Annotated in this window: 15 protein-coding genes; 7 read left to right on the forward strand and 8 right to left on the reverse strand. The window is 53.6% G+C overall.

Annotated elements, in window-relative coordinates; translation table 11 throughout:
* Window positions 1-60 precede the first annotated feature (60 nt).
* The gene (locus J2I46_RS24035) at window positions 61-2706 is read right to left on the reverse strand and encodes a fibronectin type III domain-containing protein (protein ID WP_207331620.1); all 2646 of its coding nucleotides are present in this window, start codon (window positions 2704-2706) and stop codon (window positions 61-63) included.
* A 420-nt stretch (window positions 2707-3126) separates the two neighbouring features.
* Here J2I46_RS24035 and J2I46_RS24040 point away from each other — a divergent pair, with 420 nt between their 5' ends.
* The gene (locus J2I46_RS24040; RefSeq protein WP_207331621.1) at window positions 3127-3606 is read left to right on the forward strand and encodes a DUF8479 domain-containing protein; all 480 of its coding nucleotides are present in this window, start codon (window positions 3127-3129) and stop codon (window positions 3604-3606) included.
* 10 nt (window positions 3607-3616) lie between these two features.
* On the opposite strand, the gene J2I46_RS24045 is transcribed toward J2I46_RS24040, so the two are convergent.
* Together J2I46_RS24045 and J2I46_RS24050 are read right to left on the reverse strand one after the other, a co-directional pair.
* Window positions 3617-3796 (reverse strand): hypothetical protein, encoded by a 180-nt coding sequence (locus tag J2I46_RS24045; protein ID WP_207331622.1) that lies wholly within the window; start codon window positions 3794-3796, stop codon window positions 3617-3619.
* Between the two features lie 566 nt (window positions 3797-4362).
* The gene (locus tag J2I46_RS24050; RefSeq protein WP_207331623.1) at window positions 4363-4854 is read right to left on the reverse strand and encodes a DUF2064 domain-containing protein; all 492 of its coding nucleotides are present in this window, start codon (window positions 4852-4854) and stop codon (window positions 4363-4365) included.
* Between the two features lie 406 nt (window positions 4855-5260).
* Here J2I46_RS24050 and J2I46_RS24055 point away from each other — a divergent pair, with 406 nt between their 5' ends.
* The gene (locus tag J2I46_RS24055; RefSeq protein ID WP_207331624.1) at window positions 5261-8317 is read left to right on the forward strand and encodes a DEAD/DEAH box helicase; all 3057 of its coding nucleotides are present in this window, start codon (window positions 5261-5263) and stop codon (window positions 8315-8317) included.
* A 46-nt stretch (window positions 8318-8363) separates the two neighbouring features.
* The gene (locus J2I46_RS24060) at window positions 8364-10694 is read left to right on the forward strand and encodes a purple acid phosphatase family protein (RefSeq protein WP_207331625.1); all 2331 of its coding nucleotides are present in this window, start codon (window positions 8364-8366) and stop codon (window positions 10692-10694) included.
* Window positions 10695-10700: 6 nt separating this feature from the next.
* Here J2I46_RS24060 and J2I46_RS24065 read toward each other — a convergent pair whose 3' ends face one another.
* Window positions 10701-11819 carry a chemotaxis protein CheB gene (locus J2I46_RS24065; protein WP_207331626.1) on the reverse strand — a complete coding sequence of 373 codons (1119 nt, stop codon included), beginning with the start codon at window positions 11817-11819 and terminating at the stop codon, window positions 10701-10703.
* A 181-nt stretch (window positions 11820-12000) separates the two neighbouring features.
* Between J2I46_RS24065 and J2I46_RS24070 the strand changes: the two genes are divergently transcribed.
* Entirely contained in the window at window positions 12001-16644 is a 4644-nt protein-coding gene (locus J2I46_RS24070; RefSeq protein WP_207331627.1) for a CheR family methyltransferase, read from the forward strand.
* Window positions 16641-17849, forward strand: coding sequence for a peptidase associated/transthyretin-like domain-containing protein (locus J2I46_RS24075; RefSeq protein WP_207331628.1), 1209 nt, complete (start codon window positions 16641-16643; stop codon window positions 17847-17849). The genes J2I46_RS24070 and J2I46_RS24075 overlap by 4 nt, the downstream gene beginning before the upstream one ends.
* Before the next feature lie 7 nt (window positions 17850-17856).
* Here the strand turns inward: J2I46_RS24075 and J2I46_RS24080 are convergent, their stop codons facing one another.
* Window positions 17857-20232, reverse strand: a complete 2376-nt coding sequence (locus J2I46_RS24080; protein ID WP_207331629.1) for an efflux RND transporter permease subunit — start codon at window positions 20230-20232, stop codon at window positions 17857-17859.
* A gap of 151 nt (window positions 20233-20383) precedes the next feature.
* On the opposite strand from J2I46_RS24080, the gene J2I46_RS24085 reads away from it, so the two are divergent.
* A complete protein-coding gene (locus J2I46_RS24085) occupies window positions 20384-20821 on the forward strand; it encodes a Rieske 2Fe-2S domain-containing protein (protein ID WP_207331630.1) in 438 nt (145 codons plus the stop codon).
* Window positions 20822-20882: 61 nt separating this feature from the next.
* Here the strand turns inward: J2I46_RS24085 and J2I46_RS24090 are convergent, their stop codons facing one another.
* The 3 genes from J2I46_RS24090 to J2I46_RS24100 all read right to left on the reverse strand — a co-directional run bounded on the left by J2I46_RS24090 (window position 20883) and on the right by J2I46_RS24100 (window position 24870).
* Entirely contained in the window at window positions 20883-21881 is a 999-nt protein-coding gene (locus tag J2I46_RS24090; RefSeq protein WP_207331631.1) for a Hint domain-containing protein, read from the reverse strand.
* A gap of 104 nt (window positions 21882-21985) precedes the next feature.
* Entirely contained in the window at window positions 21986-23557 is a 1572-nt protein-coding gene (locus J2I46_RS24095; RefSeq protein WP_207331632.1) for a flavin monoamine oxidase family protein, read from the reverse strand.
* A 128-nt stretch (window positions 23558-23685) separates the two neighbouring features.
* Complete coding sequence (locus tag J2I46_RS24100) at window positions 23686-24870, reverse strand: pyridoxal phosphate-dependent aminotransferase (protein ID WP_207331633.1); 1185 nt, start codon at window positions 24868-24870, stop codon at window positions 23686-23688.
* A gap of 305 nt (window positions 24871-25175) precedes the next feature.
* On the opposite strand from J2I46_RS24100, the gene J2I46_RS24110 reads away from it, so the two are divergent.
* Window positions 25176-26294 carry an MBL fold metallo-hydrolase gene (locus tag J2I46_RS24110; RefSeq protein WP_207331635.1) on the forward strand — a complete coding sequence of 373 codons (1119 nt, stop codon included), beginning with the start codon at window positions 25176-25178 and terminating at the stop codon, window positions 26292-26294.
* The last annotated feature ends 12 nt before the right edge of the window (window positions 26295-26306 follow it).

Below are 26306 nucleotides of genomic sequence, written 5' to 3' on the forward strand. Positions count from 1 at the left end.
TGCTCAGATAGGATAGTGATCCTTCAGCGCAACAGAGAACAGAAGACAGAGGACATGAGCCTACAACCTTACATCGATCGTGACGGTATCATCTTCGCCATTGGTATAGCCGTTATTTGGTGTGCTATCTGGATCAGGTACGTTACTCTCCGCAATTTGAGCTTTAATTTGCTGTGGTCCCTTGCCAGATACACGAACTGGTATAGGTAGGCTTACGCTCGTGTCTGGCAATAAATCCATAGGTATAGTTAATCGGTATTCGTTAGGCAGCCCCGTAGCTGTCCAGATTGGGGTACGTACCTCCCACCCCGCAGGCAGTAGCAGTTTAGGGATTATGCCTGGTGCCCTGGCACCACCCCTGTTGGTATGTGTCAACATCAACGTTACCGACTCACCATCTTTCGGTGTGCGTGTGTTGACACTCATTTGCAAGCTTATGTCTGCTTTATCAGGATCGACTGTGGGTTGATTGGGTACTACCGGAGGTAATACCCGCTGATTTGGGTTCGGTGAGTAGTAGACCGGACCAGCCTGGTCAGCCGTTCGAATATCAACCTGAGCGGCATCGTCTTCACCATCAGCATAGCCAGTACCGGGTTCACTATCGGGGTCTGGCCTGCTGCTTGCCTCTTCTATCTCTGCTGCATTGATGAACGTACCTGCTTTATTTACTCTGGCTAGAAAACGAACGGTACTCAATTTGCCGGGAGCAACACCCATATCTACATATACCTGCTCGGCCGAATGAAACACGTAATATTTGTCTGGCGTAGACACGTAACTAATCCCTGGCGGTAATCTATCTACAACCCTGATATACGTTGAGTCAGTACCGGCATTTCGAACTGTAAGCGCATAGGTAACCAGATCACCTACCTTGGGGGTACGATTCGAAACGGCCATTGAGAGGGAATAATCTACCGGAGGCAGAATCACAAATGACTGAGTCATAACCTTCGTCGAAGTAATGCCTATGCACTGAATACGTACCTGAAGCTGATACGTTTTGTCAGGCAACAGGCCGGTAATATCATACTCAAAACGCCCTCCTTCCGGCGTGGGTGCCGTGGTGACAGACGTTGACGTGCTCGATGTTTGGTCGCGCCAAACAAGATCGAACTGGGTCCCCGCTGGTATATTGTACATGGTGACCCTAACTTTTGATGGCGACAAAACGCGGGTGTTAATCCAGCCTGGCTCAAGGCATTTTGTCGTAAATGGCAACTGACGCTGATACTCTGTCTCTTGCCCGTCGCAGATTGACTGCACCTGCCATTCATAGGCAGTGTCAGTGGTTAGCCCCGTTATACTGTATACTGCGGCGGTTGTTGGTACGCCATACGTCCAGGTATCACCTCCTGATTTCCGCCAGCGTACCCGTTGCTGGTACTGCCCGGTGGTTACGGTCGTCCAGCCAACGAACGCTGCCGTTGCCGACACCCCCCGCACAACGGCTGACAATGGCGCTGCACATTGAGTGGTAAACGATCGAACTACACTCACGGTTGCCACGCCACCGGGGCATGTGTTCTGGATTCGCCAGTCGTATACTGTGCCCCCTACTAGTCCGTCAAGCACGTACGTCTCGTCGGTCGTTACCGGTTTTGCCAGCCAAGCGGTCGCCGTGGCTAGCTTGTATTGAACTGTATACTGTCCATATCCGATAGCGTCCCAGTCTAGCCCCGCAGCTGTTGGTTCAACCCCATATTCTGCTAAACCCGTGGGCACCTGGCAGGCAGCGGTGGTAAAGGAACGGGTCTCGCTAACGACTGTCTGACTAGCCGAACAAGTTAACGCCACCCGCCATTCGTAAGGCGTGCTTACCAGTAAACCTATCACAGATAAATAGTTATAGGAATCTGGTATGTAATCTACCCAGGACATCGTACCCTTTGGTCGTAGCTGTACCCTGTACGCTTCTTTCCTGTTACCCGACCAAGTAAAATTCTCTGACAACGAGCTGGTAGCCTCTTCATTCAACCCCGACGGCGGCGAACAGGCATATGTAGTAAATGAGCGGGGTTCTGAAAAGGACGATACACTACCATCAGGACAAATAGCTCGTACTTTCCAGGTGTAAACCGAACTGGCCGAGAGACCGGTCGGAGAATACACCGAACCGTATTCAAAGCTACGATTCCCCTCAATGATAGCGGTCTGCGAGGTAGGTTCCCCTTCCTGCTGCCAGCTTAGCTGGTAGCGCGTTTCGCCCTCAATCTGCTGCCAGAATAGGCTAGCGAACGTAGCACCAATCTCGTATTCTTTAGTGACGGCAGGTACGTTACAACCCGTTGTGAAGGTGGCTGATTGCGTAAAATTGCTATTATAGTTTGCGTCACATACGGTTTGTACCTGCCATTCATAAGCGGTTGCATCTTTGAGACCCAGTATGCTGTAGGGCCGGGCAGGGCTTCGGCGTGTCGTCCAGGTAGTACTGCCCACAGGTCGCCAACGAACGGTATATACCTCTTCATAACTTCCTTCCCAAGAGACGAGAGCTTCTGTGCTGGATGTAGTCAGCACTTCAAGGTCTGTTGCCATTGCGCAAACCGTTGTAAACGAGCTGACCTGGCTGTATGTCTTCTCTTCGCCATACCCGCTTGACCCACTGTACGGGCAGGTAGTCACAATATACCACTCGTAATCGGTATCAGGCGTTAGGTTGCCGACCGAACCATATCCCTGTCCGTTAGACTCGTAGTACATACTCGCACTGGAAAGTACTGTCGTGCTTCGAGGGCGGTAAGCGATTGTTTCTACGAAAGCGCTATTGCTCCTTTTCCAGCTTAAGAAGGCGCTTTTCGACCCAACATATTGAACGGTTAAGCCGGTAGCTGCCGGGCAAGAAGCACTCATAGTACCAGTACCTGACGTATCTGAAGGAATTGTATTGGCAAAAAGTTGGCTTGATAACAGGAGAAGTACAAACAGGCGTAAACAGTGTTTCATCAGACAAACGGTGAAAAGAAAAGGCAGCTAAATATATAGATAGATCAACTATTCGACACACATTGTATCCGTAGTACGTTTTTTTTGTCTGAGATCAGCAGATAGCTCGATTAACTTTTGCGGCGGATTTAGAGTTATTTGCCAAACGAAAATTTCTCGCTCACCCCTCAGCTGTCCATGAAATCAGACAACGGCCACTACGTTATCGGTATACTATCGCTTTTTTTCGTTATCACTATGTCGGCCTGTTCCGGCGAAAAGAAGACGGAACAGACCACGACCGATTCGACAGGCGTGACTTTTGACAAAGTGGCGGCAGAATCGGCGGCGGTGCTGGATCAGTTGCACAATGCGGCCCGCGAAATAAACAGCGCCTGCCCCGTGCTGATCGACCCTGCAACGCGGCTGGATAGCGCCCAGGTGCTATCGGAAGCAGCGTTGCAATTCAACTACACGCTGACCACAGCCAGCCGGGATGATATTGACCTTCAGCAACTTGCCGCAACAACCAAGCCCGCGCTGATCGAGTCGGTGAAGACGAACAGCGCCATGGCCGACCTCCGCGATCACAGCATCACGATGGTATACAACTACCGCGACAAGAACGGCGAATACCTCCTGAAGATACCTGTTACCCCTACCGATTACGCCAAGTAAACGTACCTGGCTACCAGCCTCGTTTTTTGGCCTGCCCCGGTGGCAAGCCGCCGCGACCGTTCTTGTACCAACCTTTGTGCTTTCCGTTGTCGTGTGGGCGATTTGGCCGGTCATTCACTAACACTGGCCCTGGTGCACAGGCGCTGACGAACAAACCAAGGGCCAAACTATAGATGAGCGCACGTTTCATAGGTTGAGTTTTACATAGTAACGTACCTGGCCGTTAGCCTCGTATTAAGAGCGATTATTCTGTCTCTTTCATGGGCGGTAAGAAAACTGTGTGGCTTCGCTATGTCTATCAATTACCGGTAGTCTTCTATACCAGAACTGGTACCTGCCCACCCCGCATTCATCAAAAAACCCCCTCCGAAAGTCAGAGGGGGTTTATCTACCAAGAATGACAATTTATGAGTCGGCTGGCTTTCGGCCAACTAACTTCTTCTTTTTCGGCGAAGGTGAGATTACGTACTCTGTCTCATCATGCGGTTCCTGGCTAATAAGCTTCACTGATCTAAATTGCTTAACTATCAGTTGCTTGACTAAAAAAATAATTAAAACAGATACCGGACACAAAACTGGAACTGGCGGGGCGTTCCGGCGTTGCGCTGCACAATACCGCTGCCTGCCGGCCCAACCTGAATCTGGTTACTCTGCGTGGCGTTGTTCGAGTAGCCACTGAGGTTATTTGTATTTAATACGTTAAAAATGTCGGCCCGGATCTCTACACGCTGACCCGTCTGCGAATTGATTGGCAGGCTATACTTGCAGACGCAGGTGATCGAGTAGCGCCTGAGCTAGCGACGCTGTTTGCCACGGCAGCGATATAAAGGCCTCTTCATCAGTGAGTAAAGACCGATTGAAGGCCGCCAGATACACACCGCCCCGCTCGTCGGCTCCTACGGGCATGATCCCTGACTGCACGGCGCGGGCGGCGGCGCGCAAATCGGAGGGGCGTAGCGCCGGGCAATCGTTGCCGATACAAATCACCGATTCGTAGCCCAGGTCGAGCACTGCCTTCGTTGCCTTATACAACTGCTCGCCAAATGTACCCGAGCAGTTGGGCGCCAGCTCGTGATATACAAACCCCGGCAACCCTGATGCCGCTACCTTGCCCATTGCCAGCTGTTCCAGTGAGCGCCATACCCGTTCGTTTCGGGCCACAGAACCGGTCATTGGCTTGCGCCGTGCCTCCTGTATCGCCGAAAGCGAAAAAAGTAAAACCGCTACTGAACCCGAAGGCGTATGCATAAGCTGGGGGACGAGTGCGATGACATGCGCGTGAACGAAGGTAGCCACCCATTGCCTGTTTTGTTGAATTGCCAGCGCGTGTAGGGTATCATTTACGACAAAAAATACTCAATGGATTTCGGGTACGGTCAGATGAGCCATTCCCTACTTTTTCTACCGGACAATAGGGAACGTATATACTTAACAGTTTAGTGATTTGGTGCTTTACCGTGGGTTTGTATATTTGAGACTGTTACCTCAATATGTTTGCATTAGCTATTTTTGTTCAAGTTATCATAGGCAAATTGTGGACGCACTAAAAATCTGTAAGTGAGTCATTTATCTGCCAGTTTGCCCGATAGCGACAACAAGTGCAGTCCCCTGTCAGTGAGGCTGTTGTTGCTGCGTAGACACCATTCTTTTTCTCATGAAAGTTTCCCCGTCAGAACCATTCCAAGTCGTTTACTCACTGCTCGAACACGAATACCTGGGTTACCTGATCGAGGCATTTGTGGTTCGGTTGAATGCGAAAGGGGAACTGACGCTTCAAACGCAAAGCCTGTCGCCGCAGAATGTCCGGGAATTTGCAGAAGGGCTCGATGAACGCGATTTTGAGCTGGTTCGGCTCACCGACTACATCTGTCAGGATACACTGTTGCGGCGATTCAATACCAAGAAATGGTCGGTGGTCGATTTTTTTCTGAAAGTGTATGATCCGCAGAAAGGCGACAAGGTGATGCAGGAAGCCATTGCCGATTATGTGCAGCGTACCAAAGCGCAGATTCTGCCCCTGCTGGCCGGGAAACCTATTTTCCTGATGACCAATGACGGCGACCCCGTGGGCGAAGCGGTTACGTTTATGCCGGAACCAGCGCGGGTCTACTTTCATTTTGTGCGCAACGAAGAGGCCACGCATTATTTCCCGATCATTCGCTACCCGCTGACGAAACAGGAAACAGAAACGGCTCAGCCCGGCGCACCAACCACCGAACGAGTTGAATTTCAGCACCGTAACGCCATGTTGCTGTGCGACGACCCGGCCTGGTTGCTGGTCAAGAATAAACTATACCACTTCGCCAAGCTATCGAAAAACGAACTGTCGGCAGGCATCGATGTCGATGGCAAAAAGCTGCGGCCTTTCCTGAACAAGCAGCACATCGTGATTCCTAAGAGCATGGAAGCGCAGTATTACGAGCGGTTCATTGTGCCGCTGATTGCGCAATACGATGTGTTTGCCAAGGGGTTCGAGATTCGCTCCACGTCATTTGAGCCCGTTCCGGTGCTGACCCTTTCTGAGCAGGCGAGCAGCCAGCAGCGGGTGGCCGCCTCGCCAACGCTGTTTGGCGATACGGTGGTGGTTGACGAAGACGATACCAGCCACTCGGATGTTGTGCTCGACCTGTCCTTTCAATACGGCGATGCCGTTTTTCGCTTTAATAGCTTTGCCAATTCGTTTAACGTCAGCCTGGAAAAAGTGGGCGACGATTACGTATTCCATCGCATACGGCGCGATCTGAAAACCGAGCGGCAACGATTCATCCAGCTTCGCGACCAGGGTCTTGACCTACGAAACGGACGACTGGAACTGGCTAAACCACAAGCCTTTACCTGGCTAACCGATCACCGTAACGCACTCGACGAAGCGGGTTTTCAGGTACGTCAGAACGCGAGTGACTCGCGGCGGTATTTCCTCGGCTATTCAAGTCTGGATATTTCCATCCGCGAAAGCCGCGACTGGTTCGACATTCACGCAAAGGTGCGATTTGGCGATTTTGAGATTCCGTTTCTGCGCCTCCGGTCACTGATTCTGGCGAAAAAACGGGAGTTTACCCTGCCTAACGGCGAAATCGCGGTTATCCCCGAAGCCTGGTTTACCAAATACGCCGAGTTGGTTGGGTTTATGGAACACCCCCCGTCTGACGAACCCGGTGGCGATGATCAGGTTGAGCGACTAGTGCTGCAGAAACACCACCTGGCCCTGGTGCAGGAGCTTGACAATGAATCGCTGGCCGAAACGGTTATTAGCCGTCGGCTGGAAGGGCTTCGTGAGTTTGAGCGGATCGATGAGGTACCCATGCCAACCGGTTTTGTAGGTACGTTGCGCCCCTACCAGAAAGCGGGTTACGACTGGATGAACTTCCTGCGGCACTATCATTTCGGCGGTTGCCTGGCCGACGATATGGGCCTTGGCAAGACCGTGATGACCCTGGCGCTCTTGCAGGGGCGCAAAGAAACCAGCGGCGACACCCCATGCCCCAGCCTGCTGGTGATGCCTACATCGCTGATTTATAACTGGGAGTTGGAAGCCCGCCGATTCACACCCAATCTGCGTATACTGGTCTATACAGGTACGTATCGCGACAAAAACACGGCACAATTCAACGATTATGACCTGATTTTGACCTCCTACGGAATTGTCAGAATTGATATTGATCTGCTTAAACATTACCGGTTCGACTACGTGATCATGGATGAGTCGCAGGCGATCAAGAACCCGAATTCGCACATTACGCGGGCGGTGATGCAGCTGAACTCGGCGCATCGGCTGCTGCTGACGGGCACACCGCTCGAAAACAGCACGATGGACCTCTGGACCCAGATGACCTTCATCAATCCGGGGTTGCTGGGTAGCCAGTCGTTCTTCCGGAACACGTACCAGATTCCCATTGAGAAGCGGGGCGACGACCAGAAACTGCAAAAACTATACGGCCTCATTAAGCCGTTCATGCTTCGCCGGAACAAAAAACAGGTAGCGACCGACCTGCCTGCGAAAGTAGAAACCGTGCTGTATTGCGACATGACGCCCGAACAGGCGACGACCTACGAAGAGGCAAAATCGTATTACCGTAATCTGATCCTCGACCACATTGAGAAAGACGGACTCGCCAAATCGCAGATGGTGGTGCTGCAGGGCCTGACCAAACTCCGTCAGATCGCGAACCACCCGCGCCTGGTCGATGCCAGCTACGAGGGCGATTCGGGTAAGCTCGATGATGTACGCATGCGCCTCGAGATAGCCCTGAACGAAGGCCACAAGATTTTGATTTTCAGCCAGTTCATTAAACATCTGGCCGTTATTAAACAGTACCTGAAAGAGAAAAACATTACCTACGCCTACCTCGACGGATTGAGCACTGACCGCCAGGAACAGGTGGCCCGTTTTCAGACCGACGAAACCGTACAACTCTTTCTGATTTCGCTGAAAGCCGGCGGGCTGGGCCACAACCTCACCGCCGCCGATTACGTTTTCCTGCTCGACCCCTGGTGGAACCCCGCCATTGAAGCGCAGGCCGTTGACAGGGCACACCGCATTGGCCAGCAGAAACCAGTGTTTACCTATAAGTTCATTACGAAAGACAGCGTGGAAGAAAAGATCCTGGCCCTGCAACGCAACAAGCAGCGCCTGGCCAGTGAACTCGTCACTACGGAAGAGGGCTTTATGAAGTCATTGACCAAAGAAGACGTGCTGGTCTTGCTGGATTAGGTGCAAAGTGGCCATATTGCAGTCAGTTATTGATTCTCAATATGCCATGTTCCGTGCCCGAATCTATCTATTAATCAGCTTCTTGCTACTCGTTATTGTACCCCTGGCTCACGCCCAGCAAGGGCCGCTTGTAGCCAGCGGGGCAATATGGCGATACGCCGATAAAGGCAGCACACCCACAAGCCAGACGGTAGCGGGTCAGGTACGTACCTGGAAAGACCTGGCTTACGATGACACATCGCCAGCATCCTGGTCGGCAGGCCCATCAGAACTGGGTTACGGGGATGGCGATGAAGCTACGGTGGTCAGTTTCGGTCTAGATGCATCGGCCAAACACACGACAACTTATTTCCGGAAAACATTCACCATTAACAGCTTATCTGCCGGTGGCTATCAGGTACGTGTCAAGCGCGATGATGGGCTGCTGCTGTATCTGAACGGCACTTTACTGGCTACGTCCAACATGCCAGCGGGGCCGGTCTCGTATAGTACCCCGGCCACAACGGGCATTGGCGGAACCGACGAGAGCGACTGGTCGGCCTGGATACCGGTGAGCGCGTCGGCTGTTCAGGCGGGGCAAAATTGCCTGGCGGCAGAAATACACCAGGCGGCTCCGAACAGCACCGATATTACATTTGATCTTGAGTTTCGGGAAGTAGCCATCTCCGTAACTCGCGGGCCGTACCTTCAGCTGGGCGGCCAAACGGCGATGACCATTCGCTGGCGAACCGACATTGCCTGTGTAGGGAAGGTCACCTACGGCCTGGCCACATCGGCACTGACGGGTACGGCCAGTGAAACGGCCACCACCACCGAGCACGAAATCCGGTTGACCAACCTGCTACCCGACCAACGGTACGGCTATACGATTGGCACCCCAAACGGCGTATTGCGGCAGGGAGCTGACCTGTATTTACAGACATTTCCGTTGCTTACGACCAACCGAAAAATCCGGGTAGCTTCTTTTGGCGATTGCGGCTCGGCCACGCCCAACCAAATCGCCGTTCGGGATGCGTTCCTGGCCTTCCGGGTCAACGTACCTACCGACCTGTGGAACCTCATCGGCGATAATTCGTATGATGGCGACGATGCTGCCTACCAAACGCACTTCTTTGAGTATTATAAAGATAACCTCCTGCCTAACAGCACTTTATATGCTATCCCTGGCAATCACGACTACACAAACAGCGCGGCACTGGCCGCCTCGCACGCCATTCCGTACTTCTCCATATTCACGCTCCCCACACAGGCCGAAGCCGGGGGCGTGCCATCGGGTACCCGCGAGTGGTATTCGTTTGATTACGGTCCCATTCATTTCGTTATGCTCGATGGATACGGCACACGAACAGTGGGCGGCTTGCAGAAAAAAGTGTACGACGATACGCTGAACCATCCGCAGGCCACCTGGCTTAAGCAGGATCTGGCGGCCACCAACCAACCCTGGCGGATCGTTTACCTGCATTTCCCGCCCTACACGCAGGGATCGCACAACTCTGAAACCGAGGGCGACCTGACCGCCATTCGGCAACGGCTGAATCCCATTTTCGAGCGCAATGGCGTTGATCTGGTTATTTCGGGCCATAGCCACGTATATGAACGATCGTTTCCGATTCATGACCAGTATGGCCCCATGAGCGAGTTTACGGCCAACCCTGCCAACTACAGATACATTGCCGACGCCAGCACCGGGCGTTATGATGGCTCGCCGGGGTCGTGCCCTTACCTGAAAACCAGCGAAAAACGGAAACAGGGAACCATCTACGTGGTGTCTGGTTCGGCGGGGCAACTGGCCAGCAATGCAGCACTGGGCAACCACGCGGTGATGGCCTTCACCCAGAAACAGGCGGGTGGTTCGTTTTACTTCGACCTGGAAGACAACCGCCTTAATGCCAGCTTTATACAGACAAGCCCAACGGCATCATACACGGTAACCGACCAGTTTACGATCCTGAAAAACGCAGGACGTACCCGGCTGATCAGTGCATCGGCCGGGCAGTCGGTTACGTTGACGGCTTCGTTCAACAGCGATTACCAGTGGAGCACTCCCCAGAGCAATACCGTTATCAGCACGGCCCGGTCGCTGGTAGTAACCGCCACCGCTGGCGTTAGCCAAACCTTTACCGTGCGCGACAGCCGACGGTGCGTGCAGGACGTGTTTCAGGTTCAGACGGTATATACAACGGTAAAACCCGGCCTCTGGACAGACCCGGCCACCTGGGAAGGAAACCGCCTGCCAACCAGCCAGGACAATGTCATCATAAAACACGCTGTTCTTCTGCCCGTAAATAGCCAGGCCACTGTTCTTCGCCTTCAGTTTGGAACAGCCGGTACCCTCACATATGGCCAAAATGCCAGCCTGGCGGTATTGCGCCAATGAGGAGCGTCAGACACCTTCTACGGCCGATAGAGTACCATCTACCGCCATCTGTTTGTTGGTAAAGATCAGATCGCGGATACTATGGGCCCGCCGAAGTGCCTCTTCAGATCGGATACGGTATTTGTGGGCGGCTTCGGTCATACCTGCTTCGGCTAGCTGGGCTCCAGCCTGATTCAGCAGCAGCACACTTTCTTCCAAACCCCGCACCGACTGCCACATGGTCTCTTCAATCGATTTGGTTATGTCTACCAGCAAGGTACTGGCGGTGTACGAATGGCCCGTATGGCAGCGATAGCGAATCAGGTGACCTTCCTGAAAACTGACGAGTACCCCGCTACACTCCGGACAGGTAAGGGGCGTTAACGTACCCATCGACAGAATGCCCTGATCGAACGGAGTTGCCTGTGTAGCCGCCGCTACATCGACCTCGGTTTTTATCCGGTTCAGTTCATTATTCACGGCAGTTGGGTCAGGTACGTTGTGGTGGCGATGGCTTCCGGTATCAGACACCGTTTCCCTGGTTAGTTGAGTTAGTAACGGCGCGATATCGGCAAGTGGCAGCACATGATCAACTTCCACATATTCCAGAACGCTTTCGGGCATGCTGGCATACATGGCATCGTCGGGCCGCTGTACAATACCTATTCCTCCCAATCGCTTGATGGTCCACATGCCGGAGGTACCGTCATTGAGCAGGCCCGTCAGCACCACACCAATTACGTGCGCCCCGTAACTGTAGGCCGCCGAGCGAAAAAGTGCATCGATCGACGGGCGAAAGCGGTTCTCTTTGGGCCCTTTCCTAACTAAAATCCGACCGATAGCAGGTACATTATTATTTTCGGATGCCGGCCATTCGGTGCTATCCCGTTCAACCAGCAGGTGATGATCGGGCGGGGCAATGTAGATCTGACCCGGCCTGATAATCTCTCCATCATAGGGATGGCGGGCTTCCAGTTTACCACACCGGGTCAATATCTCGGGCAACATACTTGGCGCAAAAGGAGACACATGCTGAACGATAAAAATTGAACCAGAAAAATCGGCGGGTAAGCCACCAATCAGTTCCTGAAGGGCATAAACGCCACCAGCCGATGAGCCAACAACTACTATATCATGTTTCGACATACAAATACTAGTCTTGTCTTATTACACTTGTATCAGGTAAGCGCTGGTCTACCGACACTGATGAGTAGACAACCATTAAACTATTTTTTGGCAGTAGACCAGTGAAGGATTATCATATAGTTATCCACTGTTCTGCCTGCCACCCAGACCAACTGCGGCCAACACCTGATAGTACGTTAAAATGCCAACCGACACCCCTTCAGCAAACTCAACTGTACCAGCAGATCACACCCCAATCGTTGCCATTGGCGGGCCGGCGGGCGGGCAGGAAGCTATCACTGAATTGCTCGGTCTTCTACCCACCACCACCGGATTTGCTTATGTGTATATTCAGCACTTTGACCCGCATCATGAAAGCCAGCTGATCGATATTCTGAGCAAAGCCACAACGATGCCCGTGAAAAAAGCAGGCAACCTGATGGCCATTGAGCCAAACCACGTGTATCTCATCCCGCCCAATCAGGAGATGGAGGTCATGGATGGCAAGCTGTTGCTGATGCCGCGCAAGCAGGTCGTACACACGCCGATCGACCGGTTTTTTGTTTCCCTGTCGGAACGCCAGCAAGCGGGGGGCATCGCCATTCTGCTGTCGGGTATGGCAACCGATGGCACCCTCGGCCTGAAGGCGGTTAAGGCAGCAGGCGGCATCACGATTGCCCAGGATGACAGCGCTCTTTTTCAGGCCATGCCGAAAGCCGCCATTGCCGAAGGCGTTGTTGACCTGACCCTATCGCCCCGCGACATGGCCAGCGAACTGACCCGCCTGAGCCAGCGTACCGACGTGTTCAGATTAACCACCGACGCCGCCGATGCCAACGAAGATGACCCACTGAAAACCGATCCGGATGATGACGCTCCGGAAACCGATGAGCTCAACAACGACCAGGACCTTCAGGCCATTATTCAGTACATGCGCAAAGCGGTTGGTGTTGATTTTAGCCAGTATAAGATAACCACCATCCGGCGGCGCATTATCCGGCGAATGCTGCTGTATCAGCTAGATACCCTGGCCGAGTATAACCTCTATTTGCAGCAACACCTGGCCGAAGCCAGCGTGCTGTATAATGACCTGCTGATCAATGTAACGGCCTTTTTCCGTGATACCGACGCCATGTCGTATATGGGTAAGGTGGTGTTGCCTGAACTGATCAGGAACATGCCGCCCCGCGAGCCACTTCGCATCTGGATACCAGCCTGTTCAACGGGCCAGGAAGCTTATTCGCTGGCCATTATGCTTCTTGAGATTATCGGTGATGACACCCATAATCCACCCATCCATATTTTCGCCACTGACCTCAGCGAACCAGCCATAAACAAGGCCAGGCAGGGCATTTACACGAAGAGCGAAGTACTGGATGTATCACCAAAACGACTGCAGCGGTTCTTTACAAAACTGGATGACCAGTACCGTATTCATAAGAGTATCCGGGATTTGTGCGTTTTTGCCCCACACAACCTTTTTAAAGACCCCCCTTTTTCCCGGCTCGACCTTATCAGTTGCCGAAATTTGCTGATTTATCTAGACAACGGTTTACAACGCAAAGCATTTTCTATTTTCCATTACGCGCTGAAACCCAATGGATTCCTCCTACTGGGCAAATCAGAAACGGTAAGTGCCGCCCCGACCCTGTTCACCGCCGTTGAAAAAAACTACCGGGTATACAATCGGCGAAACGAAGGCAGTAACGCGCCCTTCGGCCGTACGGCAATTGATCGAAGCAGCGACCGAATTAGTGCTTACCGACTTCAATCGGAACAGATAGACGATATGGAAAAGAAAGGTTACGCACCGAAATCGGGTGGTAATGACCTGAACAAGGTTGTTGATAACCTGCTGTTGAACCACTACGTACCTGCTTCGGTGGTGGTGGATCAGGATCTGGAGATTCTTCAGTTTCGAGGATCTACCGGCCTTTTTCTTGAACCTGCCCCGGGCAAAGCCAGCCTGAACCTGCTTAAAATGGCCCGCTCACCGCTGGCGTTTGAGCTTCGCAATGCCGTTCATAAAGCCCAGAAGTCGGGGCAGGCAGTACGGAAAGATGGGCTGACACTTACGGTGAATGATAAACCGTATCAGATTGCCATTGAAGCCGTGCCGCTGTCGGGGGAGGGTGAAGCCCGGCTATTTCTGGTGCTGTTTACTGAGAAACAGGTCGTTTTAACGCCCGACACCGGTGGCGAGGGGTTACGCAATGCCCGTGTCAGGCAACTGGAAGATGAACTGACCCTCCTGCGCGAAGACATGCACTCGATCATTGAGGAGAAAGAAGCGTCGAATGAAGAGTTGCAGTCGGCCAATGAGGAGATTGTTAGTAACAACGAGGAGTTGCAGAGTATTAACGAAGAGCTCGAAACCAGCAAGGAAGAAATTGAGTCGACCAATGAAGAGCTGTTGACGATCAATCAGGAATTACAGGTACGGAACGATCAGCTAACAGAAGCGTATGGCTATGCTGAAGCCATTTTCGATACCATTTCTGAAGCAACCATAGTGCTCGACCGAAACCTGAGCGTTAAATCGGCCAACAAGGCGTTCTATAACATTTTTCAGGTACGTCAGATAGACACAGAGGGTAAGTTGCTCTACGAACTGGGTAACCGGCAGTGGGATATTCCTCAGTTACGAATCCTGCTGGAAAGTGTGATTCTGCAAAATGCCAACATTCATTCGTATGAAGTAACGCATACATTTCCGGAGATAGGCCAGAAAGTGATGCGGCTCAATGCCCGCAAGGTGGTGCAACACCAGCGGCAGGAAGCCATTCTGCTGGCCATTGAAGACATCACCGACCACCGCCGGGCACAGAAGCTGCTCGAAGAACGGCAGGCCTGGTTCCGCGAGTTAATGGATAACGCCCCAACACTGGTTTGGGTGTCGACCGTTGATGCAACCTTCAGCTTCGTCAACCGGGCCTGGCTCGATTTTACCGGTTGCCGGGCCGACACCATCATTGGCCAGTCGATGGCCACAAACATTCACCCCGACGATTACGACAATTTCCTCTCGATCTACGCAACCCATTTTCTGCGTCGGCTACCGTTCAGCACCGAGATCCGTATGCAGCGCCAGGATGGTGAATACCGCTGGATGCAAACCAATGCGCGGCCACAGTATAGCCCCGATGGCACCTTTGTTGGCTTTATTGGCACCAGCCTGGAAGTGCATCTGCAGAAGCTGAACCAGGAGCTGGATCTACGGGTGCAGCAACGTACCCGGCAATGGGCCGAGGCCAATGCCAAACTTGAACAGACCAACCGGGAACTACAACAGACCGCCGACCGGCTGCAGAGCGTTATCAACGGCATCCCCGCCAGCATCACGATGCTCGACGTGATTCGCAACTCTGAAGGGGAAGCCATTGACTTCAGCACGTCTGTTTTCAACGAATCGGCACTGACTCTGGCCGGGCAAACGGCAGGCGATATCATTAACCGTACCCTACTCGAAACCAGCCCCGAAGCCAAAGACAACGGGTTGTTCGACCGGTACCTGTCCGTGCTCAGCAGCGGCAAGCCAGCCTACGAAGAACGTGACCTTGGCTGGCCCGACCCAGGCTACTATGCGTTTTATATTACCCGACAGATAGACGCCAATGGCCTGGTTGTTACCGTACTCAACATTACCGACCGAAAAAACGCCGAAGCCCAGGTACGTCAGACAGTCGATAGCCTACAGGCGGTACTTGATAGCTCGACCGCCTCAATCGGGCTGTTGAAGGCCCGCCGCGATGAGCAGAACAACGTTGTTGACTTTACCTTGTCTGCTTGCAATCAACGATTTGCCGAACTGGCTGGTAACTCGTCAGCCTCGCTCGTTGGAACGTCAGTTTCCGATCTTAGCGACATGTTTTGGTTAGGAGATACACTTGATACCATTCTGCAGGTACTGGCTACCGGAGAAACGCTTTACGAAGAACACCACGACACGCGGAACGGAAACGATAGCTGGCTGGCGTTGTCGCTGAGCAAGAACGACGACGGTGTAGTGGTGACCGGCCTCGATATCACGTCGTTAAAACAGGCTGAGCAGCAGAAAGTATCCTGGCTAAAGGAAATGGAACGGTCAGACGAGATACTGCAATCGCTGGAAGACATGCGTGAGCACATTCGGCAACGGGGTGAATTCCTGCGCGCCACCACCCATGACCTGCGCGGTAGCTTTGGTGTCATTGAGGGAGCAGCCTCGTTACTCAACCAAATGGATAACGAGGAAGAACGCGCCGAAATGCTGTCTATGCTTCAGCGCAACCTGCGACAGGTAACCCAGATGCTCACGCAACTTCTGGACTATTCGCGGTTGGAAGCTGGTCAGGAGCAATTTCACGAGGGTACGTTTGATGCCTCCTCGGCACTACAGGAGCTGATTGTCGGGTTACAGCCCATGGCTACCGAAAAAAACCTGTTTTTGCATGGCAATGGGCCAAGTATGCTCGAGGTTAAGGGGGATGTCGTAAAATTCAGTCGAATTGCTCAGAATCTTACTCTAAACGCCCTGAAGTACACCCAAACAGGCGGTGTAGATGTGATCTGGGAGCAGCACGAACAAGGTACAACCTGGCAGCTAACTATTCGGGATACAGGACCAGGCCTCCCAACGGAGCTGATCGCCATGCTGACGGCCGAAGACGGAACTAAACCGGACTACGAACGGGCTACCAATGGGCAGCTGACGCATACATCGGCGAATGCTGGCGAGGGAATTGGTCTCTTAATTGTCAAGCGCTTATGCGATCTGCTTGGCGGCCGTATATCCGTAGAAAGCGGCCCCGAAACGGGAACAAAAATTCAGCTCACCTTACCCCGACGGTACGGTGCCATGCCATGAACGCATCCATGACCTGCCGGTTTTGCGGGCTTCTGCTAGCTTTCCTGCTGCTTCAGGCAACGGTAGGGGCGCAACCTGGCCAGTCGGTTCAGGCTCGGGTTGTTCATACAGCTACCGGGCGCCCTTTATCGGGTGTTACATTATCTGTGGCTGATGGTGCGTTGGGTAGCGCTACCAACGCCGATGGTTATTTCCAGATTCGTCTGCCTGCCAGCCTTCAGCACGATACGCTGTTGGTGACCGCCGTCAATTTCCGTTCGGTACGGCTGCCGCTGGCAGGCTGGCCAGCAGCTGTCGTAGCTATCCAGTTAGATTCCGTTGCCAGTCGGCCGCAACGGTTGGAAACAGATGCCTATTTCAGTCTGAGCCGACCCTTCAGTGCCCGAGATACCATTCTGAAAGCAGTAGCCCGCATAGCCCGAAACTATTCAGACGTACCTACGCTGCTGCGCGGTTTTTACCGGGAAACGATCAAGCCCGAACAGAGCGAAACCTACGCCCTATACGCCGAGGGGCTAGTCGACGTCTACAAACCGTCGTATTATTTCGTGAAGCAGGACGATCAGATCCGGTTTGTGAAAGGCCGACGAAAGCCGCTAACCAGGCTGACGATCCCCGTGCTTTCGCCGGGGCCGTGGGTTAGCACCATGCTCGACGTTGTGAAGTACCAGGAGTTTCTGTTCAGAAACGGTCGGGTCAATACAGACTACGTTTTTAATCAGACGGGTGAAGCCACGCTGGATGGACAACCAGTTCATATCATCAGTTTCGCCCCACGAAGCACGTCTATTCTCACCGCCTATTTTACCGGGCGCCTGTTCGTTACTGCCGGGAAGCTGGCAATCGTTCGGGCCGAGTATTCGCTTACGCCCAAAGGCTTATCGGTGCTGAATAAGAGTGGGTATGCGCAGGTTTATAAAACAGAAATGCTTCAGCGAACATATGTGGCGACGTATACCAGCTGGCAGAACCGCTGGTCGTTGCAGAGCGGCAGTATAAGCACCGCCGTTCGTCAGGTCGCATCCGGCACCCGCTACGAGGGGCAGATCGATTTCGCCGTTACCCACCGGGAACCGGCTACTATCAAGCCGTTCAGCGCCGCCGAGCAGGCCGACTTCAGGAAGCTCCCCATGCAGTTGTTCAACGAAACCGACACCACATTTTGGGCGGGAGAAACCATTCTTACTCCGCTCCAGGTACGTTAGTCTCTGTTCAAACCGCCACTTTCTTTTTGCGGCGTTCGTAGACAGTCATCAGAAATGCAGGGAGCAGTACCAGGTTAGAGGTCATCCCCATCAGCAGGGTAATAGACACCAGAATACCCAGCGATACCGTGCCCTGAAACGTTGACGCGGTGAAGATGGCGAAACTGGCGAAGAGAATAAACGCCGTATAAACCATACTGATACCCGTTTGCCGGATGGTGCGCGAAACAGCCTCGGCCACGCCTGCGCCATGCCGCAGTTCGTCGCGGTATTTGGTCACGAAATAGATGGTCCCATCAGACGACAGGCCGAAGGCGATACTGAAGATCAGGATGGTGGAGGGTTTCAGGTTGATGCCGAAGTAACCCATCAGACCCGCCGTAACCAGTAAGGGCACCACGCTGGGCAGAATGGCAATCAGGCTCAACCGAACATCGCGCAGGAGAATGATCAGGATGATCGATACCAGAAAAATGGCCAGCAGGGTGCTCTCGGCCAGGTTACGGAGCAGGTATTCGTTCCCCCGCGTAAACACCACGCTGTTGCCCGTCAGCTTAACAACGTACCTGTCGGCGGCCGGAACGAACGTACCTGATTCGCGGTCGAAGTTGAAGATCGAATCGGCGCGGGGTTGCAGCATATCGATTAATTCGCGGAGACGGGCCGTGCCTACGTCGGCCACCTGGAAGCTGACCCGCGTAAACTGCCGGGTCGAATCGACGTAGGCAGCCAGGCTTACCGACCCTTTTCGCGAGGTGCCGCTACCCATCTGACCCGTATAGCGCTGTAGCTTAGCCATTTCCAGCGCGGGCGGCAAGATGTAGTAGCGAGGTTCGCCACCCCGGTAGCCCTGATAAAAGAACTTCACCGCTTCCACCACCGACAATGGCCGGGCAAACTCAGGATGCTGGGCAAACTCGCGTTGTAACAACCGGATTTTGGTCAGCGTCTGTGGCGTCAGCACCCGCCCCGGTCGCCCTGCATCAATGCTAACCTCGAATGGTAACACGCCATGATAGGCTTTCTCGAAATATTTCAGGTCAGTGTAGATCGGGTCGTTCTTCGGCAGGTCATCCACAACGTACCCAACAGCTTTTATCAGGCTCATACCGACAACCCCGGCTATAGCGCAGATGCCAACGAACGTGTAGATAGCCGCCCGGCGTGTATGCACCAGCGTATCGACCCAGGTCAGAAACCGGTTCAGGATGGGGCTCTCAAGGTGTCCCCGCTGTTTTTCCGATGGCACAGGCATGTAGCTGAACACGATCGGGATCAGGATCAGCGAGGTGGCGTAGGTACTCATGATCCCCAACGACGCCACCAGGCCAAATTCGAGCAGCAACGGGCTGTTGGTAAAGTAGAAAACAAAGAAACCGATGGAGGTGGTCACGTTGGCGAAGAAGGTGGTCTCCCCCACTTTGGCTGTTGCCACCGCCAGCGCCTCCTGTCTGGTACGGTTGCCTTTGTTCAGCTCGTCGTGATACCGATTGAGCAGGAAAATGGCATTAGGCACGCCAATCACGATAATCAGCGGCGGAATCAGGCCCGACAGAATGGTGATGGTGTAGCCAAACAGCACGATGTAGCCCACTGCCCAGATCACGCCCACCATCACAACCGCCATGGCAATACCCACCACCGAGAACGACCGAAAGAAAAATAGCAGAATCAGCGCGGTAACGGCAAAGGCCAGGCCAATGAACAGGGTCATTTCGTTGCTCACCTTTGCCGTAAACTCGGTTCTGATGTAGGGTAGCCCCGACAGGTGCATCACCGTGTTGTGCTGTTTCCCGAATGCATCGACCAGTTTCTCTACTTCCCGCACAGTAGCAATACGCCCCCGCGTGTTCAGCTTTTTCTGGTCGAAGGAAACCGCCATCAGGTGATCCCGGCCCGATGAATCGCCAGATTGAGCCGTAACTAATCCCTGATAAAACGGTAGTCGGCCAATGGCGGATTTCAGGCTATCGGTCTGCGCCTGACTCTGGATGGGTTTGTCGATCAGCGGCCGGAACGAGAACTTGTCGGTACTGTCGTTAAGCGTGATCGTATACAGCCCTGCGTTCGAAACCACATCACGGATCCCGTCGATCTGCTTGATCTGTTTGTTGAGCGCCTGCCAGTCGCGGAAATAAGCGAGCTGATACATCGAATCGGTTTCGGCACCAATTACCATCACATTGCCATCTTCGCCAAACCGGGCTTTGAAGGCTTCGTAGGTAGCATAATCCGGGTCGGTTGTGGGCAGAATTTTGGCAAACTCGTAGGAGAGTTTTACCCGGGCAGCCTGAAAGCCCATAAAGACGGTTGCCAGCAGAATAAAGGTCAGTAACAGCCGCCGATTAGCGAGGATGAAGAGTGAAATACGGGTCCAGATCATGGAAAAGCAGGAGGCAGACGAAGCCGCAAGTTAGCCAAAAGCAGGCGCGTTCAGCTTAAAGCCGGATTAGTTCAGCCCTTTCGTTCCGCAACGATACCGGCCACTGGCGCGTACTCTTGTAGAAACGGAACTGCCAGCTAACCAACTTGTCATGACCAAGACTGATCTGATCAACCGCAATGCTTTTCTGAAACAGCTCGGTTTCAGTAGCGCCGCCCTGCTTGCCACAGCCTGCCTGGGGTCCTGCTCCAAGGCTGATACGACCGTGGCCCCACTAGCCAGCGACATCGTACTTGACCTGACCGCTACCAGCAACGCGGCGCTTAAAACAAACGGCGGGTACGTTGTGCTGACCAGCCAGAATGTGGTGGTAGCCCGGACAAATACAGGTGCATATGCCGCCGTAACGCTCATTTGCAGCCACGAAGGCGAACGAAAAATCACCTACCGCACATCTGAATTCTATTGTACCGAACATGGGGCCCGCTACGATAACAACGGCGTCGGGCTGAACAGCGAAGGCAGCAAAGGAATCAAGTCCTACACCACCGTTCTCAGCGGCACAACGCTGACCATCAAGGCGAGCTGATAAACGTCGGTTTGCTTCGCCGTCGTTAAATGACCGCTTAATGACGGCGAAGCAAAATTTGCTATTTATCCAGCACTACCGTACCAGCCACCACGTAGTTACCTTTTTCAGTGCTGAGGCTATAGACGGTAGTTGCACGGCCAGTGCTGCCTGTACGAATTACCCGAGCCGGGTACGTTACACCGTTTTCGCAGCGGTAAACCAGATCACCAACAGCAACGTCGCCAAGTGTTTTTCGGCCAGTGTCCGTCAGAACAGGATGATTGGCGGTGGCTTCGAGCAGTTGCGCAGGCGAGGGCAGTAAGGCCATACTGGCCGTTAGTTCGTTGGTCGGTACGGTCCAGATGCCTGCCAGTGTTATTTCAGTGGCCATCGGATGAGTATTCAGCCCCGTAACGCGGGTAGTCACTACGGTCTTCGTGGCGGCCTCATAGCTCATCACCAGATCGCCTTCACGAACATCAACAATGGCTTTCTGAGTCCCATCAGCAAGGGTCACGAGCGACTGTGGACCGAAACAGAAGTTATATTCTTCTTTTTTCTTGGCACCGCCCTCTTCGGTTTTAGCGGCACCGCCACTCATCAGGTTGGCCATTTCCCGGCTTAGAACAAACGCCAGTGCGGGCATCAGACCCGGCTCTTTTTCGCCGATGTACTTCATATCGTCCAGATAGGCGTCCCACGCTTTAGGTTCACCACTGGCACCGGGCATGACAAACGATTTTAATTCGTTGGTCTTTCCATTCTGGTAGATAGCCAGCAGGCCCAGGTCTTTCGTGTCGCCGGCCGAATACACTTTGTACAGGTAGATCTTTCGCTTTATTCCGTCGCTGTAATTAAATACATAGGCAGGCCGGTCTTCGTAGCGTTCCAAAATAAACCCACCCGACTTTACGTAGGTATCCTTTTCCAGATTATTGATTTTCAGCGCCTTCAACGCGGTGGCCTGCTCGGCGGTCAACGTGCCTGGGGTGGCCGCCTGCGCCATAACGCGCTGGGCAAAGAAGCTGGTCATCAGGGCTGCAGCCAGGAAAAAGAAATAGGGAAGTGTGCGTTTCATAAACTTAGTTTTAGTCAGGTTGATTTTTTGTATCCTTTGTTGCTTCGCCTAGGTACGTTGCCGATGAAGAGCAGCGCAACAGAGGACGGAAGACAGAGGACTTTTTATAGTTTCCCCACCCGGTCGTGCAGGGCCGTTACCGTGCGGCGGGCCGACGTGAGCGCGCCGGCCATCCAGGCAGTCAGGTACGTAGTGTGTTCACCGGCAAAGTAGATCGGTCCGTCGGGTTCGAGCAGGGCGGCGTATTGTTTGCGTCGGGTAGCGTCATCATACGTAGCCCAGCCGCCGCCCGAATACGGAATGCGGTGCCACGCCAGCGAAAAGGCGTTTTCAAACTCCGTATCGTATTGCGGATGAATCTTGCGACCCTGTTCCAGGGCTATTTTCTGTCGGTCGGCTATGGGCATTGCCCCTACCACTTCGGCGCGGCTGTAAAAATTGTAGTAGCCAATCAGCACGCCCTTCGGCTTCTGGAAACCAAACGATGGATACCAGATCTGGTTGATATCCTGATTGGTCCGCGAGATGCCACCGTAGATACCATCTTCCTCTTCCCAGAACCGCCGCTTGAATTGCAGCCCGATCTTACCCGTTTTGATGTACGGTACAAAATCAGCCGCCCGCTGCACCGGGCCCGAGAGGTCAGACTGAATATTTTTCAGCACCGGCAGCGGCAATGTACACACACAGAATTCGGCCTGTAGCTCGGTGGGCTGGCCATTTTTCCGGTACACCACCCGTACGCCGCTCTCCGTTTTACGAAGCTCGGTTACCGGCGAGTTGAACTGGATTTTTCCGGCCAGTTTCTTTTCAAATGCCTTCGGAATAGCATCCATACCGCCAACGGGCTGCAATAGCGTGGTTTGTTGCTCGTAGATGTAATCGCCTACGTTGTAGAAAACAGGCTGCATAAAACCAGATCGCAGTATGTCGGTCAGGCCATACGGGTCATTCACCATACCCGTCGACGTGCCGGCACCTGGCTCGCTTTTATAGCCGCGCCGGTTGGTACCTTTATACAGATGGGCCGTGTTGAGGTCGCCTTCATTTTTCAGAAAATCGACCAGTTTCTCAATGTCTTCTTTGGTCAGTTGCTGATCCAGCGCCCCCTGGTCGAGCGATTTAGCGAGCAGTTCGGCCGTGTAACCGCGCATGTCGTTATGGTATTCCTTGATGCGAATCCGACGGTTGGCGAAAGGCCCGGTTCCGCCATCATTGAAGAGATAGGCGGCTTCGTTATTGCCATTGAAGATCTCCAGCGGCACGCCTAGTTCACGGCAGTACTGCAAAGTAAGCTGGTGGTGGTGTGGAATGCGGGCGGCACCGCCGTTGAAATAGTAGCCATCGTCGAACCGGCACGTCTGGGGTGTTCCGTCTATTTCGGTTTCGGCCGTGCCTCCCCGAACAGTCCACACACGGCCGCCAGATCGATTCCTGGCTTCCAGAATAGTGCAGTCATAGCCCAGTTTACCCAGTTCCCAGGCGGTGGCCAGCCCAGCCAGACCAGCGCCGAGAATAACCACTTTCCTCCCCGCCACCTGCCCTGTTTTCGAGTCGGTAATGGCTCCGTTGGCGGGTAAATTAAATGCCTCAGCCGGTGCCGGTGCTAGCAGCCCCCACGCCAGCAACGACGCATAACTAGCTGATGTTGAATTGATGAAGTCACGTCTGGTCATAGTAAATGGAGAAAGGAGAAAAGGAAGAACGGAGGAAGGGGAAAAGGAAGACTACCTGTTGCTCAGCTTACCGGTTGAACATCAGCAAAGCTCCCTTCTCCCTTTTCTCCTTCCTCCATTCCTCCCTTTTATCCTACCACTTTTTTAAAGGCATCGATAAAGGTTTCCATTTCGGCCTGCGTGCCGATGCTGACGCGGCAGTACGGTTGCCGGTCGATCTCGCGGGTTTGGATGCCTACGCCCTGCCCAAACATCTGCCCTTCAAACGCTTTGGTCTTCATCTTGATCGGGAACAGAATGAAGTTGGCGTATGACGGGATGGGCTCGTAGCCAAGGCCTTTCAGCGCTTTCATGGTATAATCGCGCGCTTTGGTATTCTCAGTACGGCAATACGTTTGCCAGGCCTGATCCTGGTAGCTGGCAATGCCGCCCATCAATGTGGTAATGCTGACGGCAAATTCGCCATTGGTAAATGGCTTCAGCAACTGCAGCGTTTTAGGCTGGGCCATTACGTACCCAAGGCGCAGACCCGCAAAACCGTGGATTTTCGAGAACGTGCGGGCCAGAATGACGTCGAGTCCGTCGGCGATCAGCTTGCCCAGCATAGGCCGGTCGGCGGGTTCGAGGAAATCGATATACGCTTCGTCGATAAAAACGGGTACGGTCGGTGCTACGTCGCGGCAAAACTGGGCCAGTTCGGCGGGAGGCACGATGGTTCCCGTTGGGTTGTTTGGGTTCACAATGTAGACCATCGACAGGCCTGGCGTGCTGAGCGCTTTTGCTTTCAGGGCGGCCAGATCGTAGCTCAGGCCGGCCGTAGCAGGCACGGTCAGAATCTGCCCTTTCATGGCGGTGGCCCGTTCCAGCAGATCGTCGTAGGTGGGGCGGCAAGTCAGAATCGGGCCTTTCTGCGAATAGTAGGCAGCACCGGCCATCAGCACGTCGGATGAACCGGGCGTAATCAGAATATTTTTCGCCGTCACGCCTTCAGCCTGCGCAATCATCGTTTTCAACTGCGCAAACTCCATCCAGGCATAGCGATTGCCAATCGCCGTTGCTTTGTTCAGGGCTTCTTTGGCGCTGGTAGAAATGCCATACGGGTTTTCGTTGGCAAACAACCGCGCTTTCAGAGCGGGCATCGTATCGGGCGGAAGGCTGTTCAACTGGGCAAATTCGCCGAACAGGCGCTGCTCGGCGACAACCGATTCAGGAATAAATTCGGCTTTCGCTTCCTGCCAGCGGCTAAAGCCGAGCCCGGCGGTGACTAATCCAGCTGAGCGAAGCCAGCTACGACGGTTGATGACGTGTGACATATTCGGTAAAAGTTAATTATTCCAATAGAATATTTTGATTATCAGCGATAACAGATGAGCAAACCGGGCAATAACAAATCTACGCAAAAATCAGTGAAGGGACACTGGTTGATTGGTTGATCGGTCGGCTGGTGGATTTGTTGACTGGTTAATTGGTTGGCTGGTTGACTGGTTAATTCGTGGACTGGTTGATAGCTTACTTACTAACCAATTAACCAGCCAACCACTCAACCAGCCAACCACTCAACCGATCAACCAGCCAACCACTCCACCAATCCACCAGCCAACCAGTTACCTTCGTGGCTATGAAACGCCTGAAGAAAATGCTGATCTATTTCGTTATCGCTCTTTTTATTCTAGCCGCCGGGGTTTGGGGGTTTATGCAAACGGCACCGTTCGGTGCCGATTCGTCTGGTGACCGGCTGGCCCGTGTTAAACTGTCGAAGAACTACCGAGATGGAGCGTTTCAAAACGTTGAACCCACCGACGTAATGCGGCGGGGTGCGTCGTACGTGCAGTTGATGCTGGATAACCTTCGGAAACCCGCCGATGTGGAACCGGCCTACCAGATACCCTCTGTGCAGACCAACCTCAACACGTTGTCGGGCTCAGGTACGTCGGTGGTGTGGTTTGGGCACTCATCATACCTGATCAAGTCGGAGAACATTACGCTGTTGATCGATCCGGTGCTGAGTGGGTACGCCTCGCCGGTGTCTATTTTCGGTAAAGCGTTTCCTGGTACCAATGTATACACCGCCGCCAACATGCCCAGGATCGACGTGCTGGTCTTGAGCCACGACCATTATGACCACCTCGATTATCAAACGGTGGTGGCCCTGCGCGACAAGGTCACGCGCGTGGTGGTTCCGCTGGGAGTAGGCGCTCACCTCGAACGCTGGGGCTACGACCCCACCCGCATCACCGAACTCGACTGGAGCGAAAATGTGACCATCAGCGAAGGATTCTCGCTCACGGCCGTACCCGCCCGCCACTTCTCGGGCCGCGGTATCAGGCGCGGTGGTTCGCTCTGGAGCGCCTACGTGCTGGATCTGAACAACCAACGCATCTTCCTGGGGGGCGATTCGGGTTATGGGCCGCATTTCAAATCGATCGGTGATCAGTACGGCCCGTTCGATCTGGCTATGCTCGAATGTGGACAATATGGTCGCGACTGGCCCTCTATTCACATGTTCCCGACCGAGGTGGCGCAGGCCGCCCGCGACCTGCATACGAAGGTGCTGCTACCCGTTCACTGGGCCAAATTTGCCCTGGCACTTCACCCCTGGCGCGAACCCATCCGGCAACTAACGGCGGCCATCACCCCCGCCGATTCGTTTGCCTTGACCACGCCCCGCATCGGCGAGCCAGTAATGCTTAAGCAACCCCTACCCAACAGCCACTGGTGGGAAGAAGTAGGGAAGTGATGAACGATTACC

This window comes from Fibrella forsythiae, assembly GCF_017353175.1.
GTDB classification, from domain to species: Bacteria; Bacteroidota; Bacteroidia; order Cytophagales; family Spirosomataceae; genus Fibrella; species Fibrella forsythiae.

Bases quoted from the DNA above. Each gene is read 5' to 3' on its own strand.
- J2I46_RS24055 (WP_207331624.1), top strand. From the start codon at position 5,261: ATGAAAGTTTCCCCGTCAGAACCATTCCAAGTCGTTTACTCACTGCTC.
- J2I46_RS24075 (WP_207331628.1), top strand. From the start codon at position 16,641: ATGAACGCATCCATGACCTGCCGGTTTTGCGGGCTTCTGCTAGCTTTC.
- J2I46_RS24035 (WP_207331620.1), bottom strand. From the start codon at position 2,706: ATGTACTACGAGTCTAACGGACAGGGATATGGTTCGGTCGGCAACCTA.
- J2I46_RS24070 (WP_207331627.1), top strand. From the start codon at position 12,001: ATGCCAACCGACACCCCTTCAGCAAACTCAACTGTACCAGCAGATCAC.
- J2I46_RS24060 (WP_207331625.1), top strand. From the start codon at position 8,364: ATGTTCCGTGCCCGAATCTATCTATTAATCAGCTTCTTGCTACTCGTT.
- J2I46_RS24085 (WP_207331630.1), top strand. From the start codon at position 20,384: ATGACCAAGACTGATCTGATCAACCGCAATGCTTTTCTGAAACAGCTC.
- J2I46_RS24095 (WP_207331632.1), bottom strand. From the start codon at position 23,557: ATGACCAGACGTGACTTCATCAATTCAACATCAGCTAGTTATGCGTCG.
- J2I46_RS24110 (WP_207331635.1), top strand. From the start codon at position 25,176: ATGAAACGCCTGAAGAAAATGCTGATCTATTTCGTTATCGCTCTTTTT.
- J2I46_RS24040 (WP_207331621.1), top strand. From the start codon at position 3,127: ATGAAATCAGACAACGGCCACTACGTTATCGGTATACTATCGCTTTTT.
- J2I46_RS24045 (WP_207331622.1), bottom strand. From the start codon at position 3,796: ATGAAACGTGCGCTCATCTATAGTTTGGCCCTTGGTTTGTTCGTCAGC.
- J2I46_RS24080 (WP_207331629.1), bottom strand. From the start codon at position 20,232: ATGATCTGGACCCGTATTTCACTCTTCATCCTCGCTAATCGGCGGCTG.
- J2I46_RS24100 (WP_207331633.1), bottom strand. From the start codon at position 24,870: ATGTCACACGTCATCAACCGTCGTAGCTGGCTTCGCTCAGCTGGATTA.
- J2I46_RS24050 (WP_207331623.1), bottom strand. From the start codon at position 4,854: ATGCATACGCCTTCGGGTTCAGTAGCGGTTTTACTTTTTTCGCTTTCG.
- J2I46_RS24090 (WP_207331631.1), bottom strand. From the start codon at position 21,881: ATGAAACGCACACTTCCCTATTTCTTTTTCCTGGCTGCAGCCCTGATG.
- J2I46_RS24065 (WP_207331626.1), bottom strand. From the start codon at position 11,819: ATGTCGAAACATGATATAGTAGTTGTTGGCTCATCGGCTGGTGGCGTT.